The sequence below is a fragment of the Pseudomonas sp. BF-B-26 genome (genome assembly GCF_019956495.1).
Taxonomy (GTDB): domain Bacteria; phylum Pseudomonadota; class Gammaproteobacteria; order Pseudomonadales; family Pseudomonadaceae; genus Aquipseudomonas.
In genome coordinates, this window is sequence record NZ_JAHBDP010000019.1 from 1 (window position 1) to 9,009 (window position 9,009).

Annotated in this window: 10 protein-coding genes; 5 read left to right on the top strand and 5 right to left on the bottom strand. The window is 60.2% G+C overall.

The window, feature by feature from the left end:
- Positions 1-206 precede the first annotated feature (206 nt).
- Positions 207-1,061: a sulfurtransferase gene (locus KGB03_RS01485; RefSeq protein WP_223526036.1), complete on the bottom strand. Its 855-nt coding sequence runs from the start codon at positions 1,059-1,061 to the stop codon at positions 207-209.
- 43 nt (positions 1,062-1,104) lie between these two features.
- Positions 1,105-1,776 (bottom strand): TetR/AcrR family transcriptional regulator, encoded by a 672-nt coding sequence (locus tag KGB03_RS01490; protein WP_123368510.1) that lies wholly within the window; start codon positions 1,774-1,776, stop codon positions 1,105-1,107.
- 146 nt (positions 1,777-1,922) lie between these two features.
- Here KGB03_RS01490 and KGB03_RS01495 point away from each other — a divergent pair, with 146 nt between their 5' ends.
- From KGB03_RS01495 to KGB03_RS01515, 5 genes are all read left to right on the top strand, one after another.
- The gene (locus KGB03_RS01495) at positions 1,923-3,353 is read left to right on the top strand and encodes a coniferyl aldehyde dehydrogenase (protein ID WP_223526038.1); all 1,431 of its coding nucleotides are present in this window, start codon (positions 1,923-1,925) and stop codon (positions 3,351-3,353) included.
- A 31-nt stretch (positions 3,354-3,384) separates the two neighbouring features.
- Positions 3,385-3,930 carry a twin-arginine translocation pathway signal protein gene (locus KGB03_RS01500; protein ID WP_223526040.1) on the top strand — a complete coding sequence of 182 codons (546 nt, stop codon included), beginning with the start codon at positions 3,385-3,387 and terminating at the stop codon, positions 3,928-3,930.
- Positions 3,931-4,089: 159 nt separating this feature from the next.
- On the top strand, positions 4,090-5,685 hold the full coding sequence (locus KGB03_RS01505; protein ID WP_223526042.1) for a GMC family oxidoreductase: 1,596 nt from the start codon (positions 4,090-4,092) through the stop codon (positions 5,683-5,685).
- 115 nt (positions 5,686-5,800) lie between these two features.
- Entirely contained in the window at positions 5,801-6,280 is a 480-nt protein-coding gene (gene coaD / locus KGB03_RS01510) for a pantetheine-phosphate adenylyltransferase (protein WP_008150570.1), read from the top strand.
- 102 nt (positions 6,281-6,382) lie between these two features.
- Positions 6,383-6,634 carry a YfhL family 4Fe-4S dicluster ferredoxin gene (locus KGB03_RS01515; RefSeq protein WP_008150569.1) on the top strand — a complete coding sequence of 84 codons (252 nt, stop codon included), beginning with the start codon at positions 6,383-6,385 and terminating at the stop codon, positions 6,632-6,634.
- A 131-nt stretch (positions 6,635-6,765) separates the two neighbouring features.
- Here the strand turns inward: KGB03_RS01515 and KGB03_RS01520 are convergent, their stop codons facing one another.
- Genes KGB03_RS01520 through KGB03_RS01530 form a run of 3 tightly spaced genes read right to left on the bottom strand, consistent with a single transcriptional unit; the run spans position 6,766 to position 8,799 of the window.
- Complete coding sequence (locus tag KGB03_RS01520) at positions 6,766-7,089, bottom strand: multidrug transporter (RefSeq protein WP_192409105.1); 324 nt, start codon at positions 7,087-7,089, stop codon at positions 6,766-6,768.
- Positions 7,090-7,142: 53 nt separating this feature from the next.
- Positions 7,143-7,955 (bottom strand): bifunctional DNA-formamidopyrimidine glycosylase/DNA-(apurinic or apyrimidinic site) lyase, encoded by an 813-nt coding sequence (gene mutM, locus KGB03_RS01525; RefSeq protein WP_111448431.1) that lies wholly within the window; start codon positions 7,953-7,955, stop codon positions 7,143-7,145.
- A gap of 28 nt (positions 7,956-7,983) precedes the next feature.
- Positions 7,984-8,799, bottom strand: a complete 816-nt coding sequence (locus tag KGB03_RS01530; protein WP_165933976.1) for an HDOD domain-containing protein — start codon at positions 8,797-8,799, stop codon at positions 7,984-7,986.
- Positions 8,800-9,009 lie beyond the last annotated feature (210 nt).

The following is a 9,009-nucleotide window of genomic DNA, read 5'->3' on the forward strand; positions in this document are numbered from 1 at the left end:
TATCGGCGCTTGGGTGAAAGGAGGAGGGGCGAAATCTCCCACGGTCTGTACTGCGTCAACAGTCGGAATCGAGCCTTGTCCCTCCTCCTCCCTTCAAGTCCTACCATACAAGCGAGCCTGCTCGCGATTGCGGTTTAACATTCAACATTGATGTTGACTGGTACACCGCAATCGCGAGCAGGCTCGCTCCCACAGGGGTTAAGCGTTTATTCGCCTATGGCGATGCCGTGCGCTGGATCGTTGATCCACTCGCTCCATGAGCCGGCATACAACGAGCCCAACGGATAGCCGGCCAGGCACAACGCGAACAGGTTGTGACAGGCCGTCACGCCAGAACCGCAGTACGCCACCAGATCGGTCGGCGAGCGATTACCGAGCTTCGCGGCAAACCGCTGCTTGAGCTGATCGGCCGGCAGAAAACGCCCGTCGCTGCCCAGGTTGTCGGTGAACGCCGCGCATTGCGCGCCGGGGATGTGCCCGGCAATCGGGTCGATCGGTTCTACTTCGCCCTTGAAACGCGGCAAGCCGCGGGCATCAAGGAGGGTCAGCGCGGGCTGGCCGAGACGTTTCTGGAGTTGTTCGGCGCTCAGGACCAGCGTGTTGTCCGGCGTCCCCGTGAAGGTGCCACGCTCAATCTGCGGCGGATCAAGACTCAGGGGCAAACCGGCAGCGTGCCAGGCCTTGAGCCCGCCATCGAGGATGAACACGCCGTCACGCTTGCCCAGCCAGGCCAGCAACCACCAGGCCCGCGCCGCGTAGGCACCCGGGCCGTCGTCGTACAAAATCACCTCGCTGTCGGCGTTGACGCCCCAGGCTTGCAGTCGCTCGATCAAGTCTTCAGGTTCAGGCAGCGGATGGCGCCCGGTCACCCCCTTGACCACTGTCCCGCTCAAATCACGCTCAAGATCGGCAAAGCTCGACTCGGCGATATGCCCTTCGGCATAGCTGCGCTGACCGTAATCCGGGTCTTCAAGGGCAAAACGACAATCCAGAATCACCAGCCCCGGCTGCTCCTTTTTCAGGTCCAACGCTTGCGGGCTGATCAGTTGCGCTATGGGCATAACGGGCTCCTGTGATAGGCGATGTTTGATCCTACTGCACTTTCTATCCCACTTCTTCAAGCGCCTGGGCCAACGGCACGTAAAACTCCTCGAACAGCGCATTCACCGCGTCGCGAGACTGATCCGTGACAAAACCGGCCTCAAGCACCAGCACCTGATACACACCACGTTTTATGGCCTGCTCGCTCAGATGATTGGAATTTTCACGCGTGGTGCACAGAAAACGGACCCAGGACGTCAGGATGATCCAGGCATTGAGCGTCAGGGACTCGATCTGAACCTTGTCCATTTGCAGGATGCCGGCCTCGACGAAGCCCGCGTAGATATGCGTGCCATAGATCAGACAGCGTTGGGAAAAGCGCCGATAACGGGCGGCCAGCTCCGGATCACTGTCGAGCAAGTGCTCCAGATCACGGTGCAAAAACCGGTAGCGCCACATGGCGGCCAGCAATTCCTGGAGGTAGAAGCGCTTGTCTTCGACCGTGGCGGCACGCCCCTGGGGCGGGCGCAGGAAGCTGTCCACCAGGCTTTCGTACTCACTGAACAGCACGGCGATGATCGCCTGCTTGTTGGGGAAGTGGTAGTACAGGTTGCCCGGGGAAATTTCCATGTGGGCAGCAATGTGGTTGGTGCTGATGCTGCGCTCACCCTGCTGATTGAACAGCTCCAGGCTGTTCTGCACGATGCGCTCGCTGGTTTTGATCCGAGGGGCCATGGCTTGGGCTTTAATTCAAAAGGCGTTGACGGGCATCTTACGACCTATCCGCGAGTGGATAAAACAAAGCTGCGCCAGGATGTCATTTGACTTTATAGAGCATAGACTCTAAAAAGTCCCTCATTACAATAAATCCGGAGCCTACAATGACTGCTGACATCGCCTACTTGCAGAACCTGCAGCAGCCCCTGGAAGAGCTCCAGACTCTGTTCGACGCCCAACGCGCGGCGTATGCCGCCAACCCGATGCCACCCGCCGGCCAGCGCCAGCAATGGCTAAAAGCCCTGCGCGATCTGTTGAGCAATGAGCGTCAGGCGTTGATCGATGCCATCAGCCAGGATTTCAGCCATCGCAGCGCCGATGAAACCCTGCTCGCCGAACTGATGCCAAGCCTGCACGGCATTCACTACGCCAGTCAGCACCTCAAAGGCTGGATGAAGGCGTCGAAGCGCAAGGTCGGGGTTGCCTTTCAACCCGCGGCGGCCAAAGTCATTTATCAACCGTTGGGTGTGGTCGGGGTGATCGTGCCCTGGAACTACCCGCTGTATCTGGCCATCGGCCCATTGGTGGGCGCGTTGTCGGCAGGCAATCGGGTGATGCTCAAGCTCAGCGAATCGACCCCCGCCACCGGCGTGTTGCTCAAGGAACTGCTGGGCCGAATCTTCCCGCAAGACCTGGTCTGCGTGGTGCTGGGCGAAGCCGATATCGGTATAGCGTTCTCCAGATTGCGTTTCGATCACCTGCTGTTCACCGGCGCCACCAGCATCGGCAAACACGTGATGCGTGCAGCGGCCGAGAACCTGACCCCGGTGACCCTCGAACTCGGCGGCAAATCCCCGGCCATCGTGTCGCGCGACGTACCGCTCAAGGATGCTGCCGAACGCATCGCCTTCGGCAAGACGCTCAACGCCGGGCAGACCTGTGTGGCCCCGGACTATGTGCTGGTGCCGGAAGATCGCGTCGGAGCTTTCGTCGAAGCCTATCGTCAGGCGGTTCGTGGGTTTTATCCGACCTTGACCGACAACCCGGACTACACCGCGATCATCAATGACCGACAATTGGCGCGCCTCAACGGCTACATCAGCGACGCCACCAGCAAGGGCGCGCTGCTGATTCCGTTGTTCGACAAGGGCCAGGGGCGCCGCATGGGCCACAGCCTGCTGCTCAACGTCAGCAACGACATGATGGTGATGCAGGACGAAATCTTCGGCCCGCTGTTGCCGATCGTTCCGTACAAGGATCTGGATCAGGCCTTTGCCTACATTAATGAGCGACCTCGTCCGCTGGCCCTGTATTACTTCGGCTACGACAAGCGTGAGCAACACCGCGTACTTCACGAAACCCATTCCGGCGGCGTGTGCCTGAACGACACCCTGCTGCACGTCGCTCAGGACGACATGCCATTCGGCGGCATCGGCGCCTCGGGCATGGGTCATTACCACGGCCACGAAGGTTTCTTGACCTTCAGCAAAGCCAAAGGTGTGCTGATCAAACAGCGGTTCAATGCGGCGAAATTGATCTACCCGCCGTACGGCAAATCCATTCAGAAGCTGATCCAGAAGCTGTTTATTCGCTAACGATCATCATCCCCTTCGGGTAATAACAATAATGAGCCCAAGTCTGTCCGACACACCCGCGCTGTCACGGCGCGGCTTGCTTAAATTCAGCCTGGGTGCCAGCGCTTTTCTCGCCACCGCCGGTTTGGGCGCGAGCCTCAGCGGCTGCTCATCGAGCATTCCAGCCAGCGGTTTCGCGATTCTGCGCAGCGGTGACTTGCTGTTTCTGCGGTCATTGATTCCAGTGATGCTCGACGGTGCTGTGGCCGTCGAAAAAATGCCGACGGCCGTCGGTGACACCCTGCACTACCTGGATAACGGCCTGAATCATCTGTCGCCGGAAATGCTCAAGCTGACCCGGCAGTTATTCGATGTGCTGGGAATGAGCATCACCCGCGGACCGCTCACCGGGATCTGGGGCAGTTGGGAAAACGCCAGTGCCGACGAAATCCGGCATTTTCTCGATCGCTGGGAAAACAGTTCGTTAAGTCTGCTGCGCATGGGCCACAGCTCGCTGCTGCAACTGGTGATGATGGCTTGGTATAGCCGGGCGGAGTCGTGGGCGCATTGCGGGTATCCCGGGCCGCCTACGGTCTGAAACCGTGGCGCCTCCTTCGCGAGCAAGCCCGCTCCCACAGGGTTTGAGTCGCTCACAAAAGGGTGGCCCATCACAATTCCTGTGGGAGCGTGGCTTGCCCGCGAAGGCGTCCTCATGAACACCACTGCATCCAAACCATAACAACAAGAGAACCTGAAGATGCCCGTACCCGATCCGTTCCGCGAAGGCCTGGCCCGTGGCTGGAAAACCTATAACGGCTCGCAACTGACCCAGGACCTGACCCTCGAAGCGGACGTGGCGATTATCGGCAGCGGCGCGGGCGGCGGCACCACCGCCGAAATCCTCAGCGCCGCGGGCTACAAGGTATTGCTGATCGAGGAAGGCCCGCTCAAGACCAGCAGCGACTTCAAGATGCTCGAAGACCAGGCCTACACCAGCCTCTACCAGGAAGGTATCGGCCGCATGAGCAAGGACGGCGCGATCACCATCCTTCAGGGCCGCGCGGTGGGCGGTACCACGTTAATCAACTGGACCTCAAGTTTTCGCACGCCGGACCCGACCCTCGACCACTGGGCCAAGGAACACGAGGTCAAAGGCCACACGCCGGCCGAGATGGCGCCGTGGTTCGAAAAAATGGAACAACGCCTGGGCGTCGCCCCCTGGATGATCCCGCCCAATGCCAACAACGACGTGATCCGCAAAGGCTGCGAAAAACTCGGCTACGCCTGGCATGTAATCCCGCGCAATGTGCGTGGCTGCTGGAACCTGGGCTACTGCGGCATGGGTTGCCCGACCAACGCCAAGCAATCGATGCTGGTCACGACCATCCCGGCGACGCTGGAAAAAGGCGGCGAGTTGCTCTATCTGGCTCGTGCCGAAAAGCTCTTGATCAGCAGCGGCAAGGTCACAGGCTTGCACTGCGTTGCGATGGACGACCGCTGCGTCGCACCTACCGGACACACGGTCACGGTCAAGGCCCGGCATTACGTGCTGGCCGGTGGCGGGATCAACAGCCCGGCGTTGCTTATGCGCTCCGAGGCGCCCGATCCGCACAAGCGGCTGGGCAAACGGACGTTTCTACACCTGGTGAACATGTCGGCCGGGTTGTTCGACGAGGTGATCAACCCGTTTTATGGCGCGCCACAGTCCATCTATTCCGACCATTTCCAATGGCAGGACGGCACCACCGGCAAAATGTCTTACAAACTCGAAGTCCCGCCGCTGCACCCGGCGCTGGCCACGACCCTGCTCGGCGGTTTCGGTAAGGAAAACGCCCAACACATGGAAAACCTGCCCCACACCCACGCCATGTTGGCCCTGCTGCGGGACGGTTTTCACCCGGACAGCCTCGGCGGCAGCGTCGAGTTGCGCGGTGACGGCACGCCGGTGCTCGACTATCAGGTTTCACCCTATGCCTGGGACGGATTGCGTCGGGCGTTCCACAGCATGGCAGAGATCCAGTTCGCGGGCGGTGCCAAGGCAGTAATGCCCATGCACGCCGACGCTCGCTACGTGAAAACCCTCGCCGAAGCGCGCACGCTGATCGACGGCCTGAGCCTGGAGCTGTATCGCACACGCCTGGGCAGCGCCCATGTGATGGGCGGTTGTGCCATGGGTGAAGACCCGAAAAACGCCGTGACCGACAGCCTCGGCCGGCATCATCAGCTGGGCAATCTGTCGATTCATGACGGCTCGCTGTTCCCCACCAGCATTGGCGCAAACCCGCAATTGTCGGTCTACGGGCTGACAGCGCAGCTGGCAACTTCTTTGGCCGAACGTTTGAAAAACCCATGAAAAGGGAGAATATTCCCATCGTCTATAGTGCTTTCTTACTCAAAAGGCGACTTGGCCGACCGGGAAGGCTGCGATACCATCCGACTCCCCAACGGACTCCCGCCAGGACGACGCGATGAACCGAGTGTTGTACCCAGGTACCTTCGACCCTATTACCAAGGGCCATGGCGATCTGGTCGAACGCGCCGCGCGCCTGTTCGATCATGTGATCATCGCCGTCGCCGCCAGCCCGAAGAAAAACCCGTTGTTTCCCCTGGAACAGCGTGTGGCGCTGGCCCGCGAGGTCACTAAACACCTGCCCAACGTTGAAGTCGTCGGCTTCTCGACGTTGCTGGCGCATTTCGCCAAAGAGAAGAACGCCAACGTGTTCCTGCGTGGTTTGCGAGCGGTGTCGGACTTCGAATATGAATTCCAGCTGGCCAACATGAACCGTCAGCTGGCGCCAGATGTGGAAAGTCTGTTTCTTACCCCGTCCGAGCGTTATTCGTACATTTCCTCGACGCTGGTCCGTGAAATCGCAGCCCTGGGCGGCGATATCACCAAGTTTGTACACCCTGCGGTGGCGGATGCCCTGAACGAACGCTTCAAGAAGTAGCAACCGCTCAAGCGGCGTCCGCGTGCACTGCGGGCGCCAATGCGGCACAATTGTGCGCATTGGTTTATTGCGCCCGGGCCTTCCGCCCTGGCTGGAGTTAGCATGTCCCTGATCATCACCGACGATTGCATCAACTGCGACGTCTGCGAACCCGAGTGTCCGAACGCCGCCATCTCCCAGGGCGAAGAGATCTACGTGATCGACCCGAACCTGTGCACCCAGTGCGTCGGCCACTACGACGAACCTCAGTGCCAGCAAGTGTGCCCGGTGGATTGCATTCCGCTGGACGAGGCGCACCCGGAGACTGAAGAGCAGTTGATGGAGAAGTACCGGAAGCTTACCGGCAAGGCTTGAGTCAAATAGTTTTGTAGCGACTGTGCCGGCCCTATCGCGAGCAGGCTCGCTCCCACAGTTAATCGCGGTCTACTGTGGGAGCGAGCCTGCTCGCGATAGGGCCATCAGCCACACCAAAGTAGTAACTGGCTTCACTCCCGCTGCTCAAACCCCTCCCCGATACACCCAAGACACCGCACGAACGCCGCTTTCGCCGGGTCGACCACCAACGCCTGCCCCGCATCGCCGACACCGCCACCCAAGGCGGTAAACGGCAACGACACCACAAACGCTCCGGCACCAATCACCGTCGCCACGACCAGCAAGGGTCGGGCAATCAGCAAATCGCCGATCATGGCGTACGCCGGGGGATTCTGGATGGTGTAGCGCGGGTCGCCGCTGCCCGCATTTGCTGCCAGCACTGGCGCACCGATGCTCAGCAGCAAAACGACGACAAGGGTTCGAAACAGGTTCATGGCACAGTCCTTGGGCGAGGCAGTCAGAACACTGACTATAGACCCTGAGCGTTTCAACTCTGACAACGCGGGCAAAAGACGCTCGCACGCTGCCCGAGCTTCACTTCCCGCAACTCCGTGCCACAGACCTTGCAGGGCGCACCGCCACGGCCGTACACGAACAGTTCCTGCTGGAAGTAACCCGGCTGACCGTCACCGCCGATAAAGTCGCGCAGTGTGGTGCCGCCGCGCTCGATAGCGGCCGCCAGGATGCGTTTGATCTCGATCGACAGTTTCAGATAACGCCCCCGAGAGATGCTTTTGGCCTCACGACGCGGGTCGATACCGGCGGCGAACAACGCTTCGGTTGCATAGATATTGCCCACGCCGACCACCACCGCGTTATCCATGATGAACGGCTTGACCGCCATGGATCGCCCGCGGGACTGCTGGAACAAGCGTTCCCCGTCGAACAGGTCGGTCAACGGCTCCGGCCCCAGGCGGATCAACAATTCGTGGTTGAGCGGGTCGAGGCTCCAGAGCATCGCGCCAAACCGGCGCGGGTCGGTGTAACGCAGGGCCAGGCCGGACTCCAGCTCGATGTCCACGTGCTCATGCTTGGCCACCGGCGTGCCGATTTCCACCAGACGCAGATTTCCCGACATCCCCAAATGGCTGATCAGCGTGCCGACTTCGGCATTAATCAGCAGGTACTTCGCGCGTCGCTCCACCAGCACGATGCGCTGGCCAGACAGCCGCACATCCAGGTCTTCGGGAATCGGCCAGCGCAAGCGCCGCTCACGCACGATCACCCGGCTGACGCGCTGGCCTTCCAGGTGTGGCGCAATTCCGCGGCGAGTGGTTTCGACTTCAGGCAGTTCCGGCATGGTGCTCTCGAATCAGGCTGTGCAACGCTCAGCGGTGAGCGCCAAGGTCACGAATCGTTTGTTTGAGGGTCTCGAAGTCGTAGTCCGAGAGGCCGACATAATCGAGAACCAGCGGTGCGATGCTGTTCCACTCATGGTCATCACGCTGGTTGCCCAGCACCCGGAAGGACGCACAAATGTGCTCGGCCATTTTCAGGATCGCCAGCAGGTTTTTCAGCTGACTGTTGCGCGACGACTCATCGCTGAAGATCGCCAACGCGTTGTGGTGATTGGCGATGGCGGCGGTCACATGCTCCGGCAGGCGCCAGGATTTGGCGGTGTAATAACCGACCACTGCGTGGTTGGTATTGAACACCCGATTCTCAGTGTCCACCACCCGGCATTCAGCGCTGGCGCTGGCGTAAGCCTCTTCCAGAACGGTCATGTAGTTGGGGAAGCGCTTGAGCATCAGCGGCACGCCGCAGTCATGGAACAGACCCAGGGCGTACGCTTCATCGCCGGCCTGGACGCCGATGCGCTTGGCCAGGGTCAGGCAGGTCATCGCCACATCCTGGGCGGTATCCCAGAAACGATTCAAGGTAACGATGGTGTCGTCGTTCATCTCGCCCTTGATCGACTGCGCGTTGATCAGGTTGATGATCGAGCGGCTGCCCAGCAGGTTCACTGCACGCTGAATCGAGGCGATCTTGTTGCTCAAGCCGTAATACGGCGAGTTGACGATTTTCAACAAGGCGCCAGAGAGGCCCGGGTCCTGGGAGATCAGCTTCGCGATCACCTCCAGATCCGGATCGGGCATGTACTGTTCCATCTGCAAATCCACCATGATTTGCGGCTGGGCCGGCACGCTGATGCCTTGCAGGGACTGTTGAATCTGTTCGGAAGTCAGCTCTGGGGACATAAGTACACACTCTGGGACAGGCGGCGATTCTAACCCTTAAGAAGATGGATCCGACAGTCAGTCAAGCGCAATCCATGTGGGAGCGGGCTTGCTCGCGAAGGCGGCGTGTCAGTCGACATTAATGCTGCCTGGCACCCCGCCTTCGCGAGCAAGCCC

What these genes read in the sequence shown, in the direction of transcription:
- KGB03_RS01485 (WP_223526036.1), bottom strand. Translation starts at nt 1,061, where the DNA reads ATGCCCATAGCGCAACTGATCAGCCCGCAAGCGTTGGACCTGAAAAAG.
- KGB03_RS01490 (WP_123368510.1), bottom strand. Translation starts at nt 1,776, where the DNA reads ATGGCCCCTCGGATCAAAACCAGCGAGCGCATCGTGCAGAACAGCCTG.
- KGB03_RS01495 (WP_223526038.1), top strand. Translation starts at nt 1,923, where the DNA reads ATGACTGCTGACATCGCCTACTTGCAGAACCTGCAGCAGCCCCTGGAA.
- KGB03_RS01500 (WP_223526040.1), top strand. Translation starts at nt 3,385, where the DNA reads ATGAGCCCAAGTCTGTCCGACACACCCGCGCTGTCACGGCGCGGCTTG.
- KGB03_RS01505 (WP_223526042.1), top strand. Translation starts at nt 4,090, where the DNA reads ATGCCCGTACCCGATCCGTTCCGCGAAGGCCTGGCCCGTGGCTGGAAA.
- coaD (WP_008150570.1), top strand. Translation starts at nt 5,801, where the DNA reads ATGAACCGAGTGTTGTACCCAGGTACCTTCGACCCTATTACCAAGGGC.
- KGB03_RS01515 (WP_008150569.1), top strand. Translation starts at nt 6,383, where the DNA reads ATGTCCCTGATCATCACCGACGATTGCATCAACTGCGACGTCTGCGAA.
- KGB03_RS01520 (WP_192409105.1), bottom strand. Translation starts at nt 7,089, where the DNA reads ATGAACCTGTTTCGAACCCTTGTCGTCGTTTTGCTGCTGAGCATCGGT.
- mutM (WP_111448431.1), bottom strand. Translation starts at nt 7,955, where the DNA reads ATGCCGGAACTGCCTGAAGTCGAAACCACTCGCCGCGGAATTGCGCCA.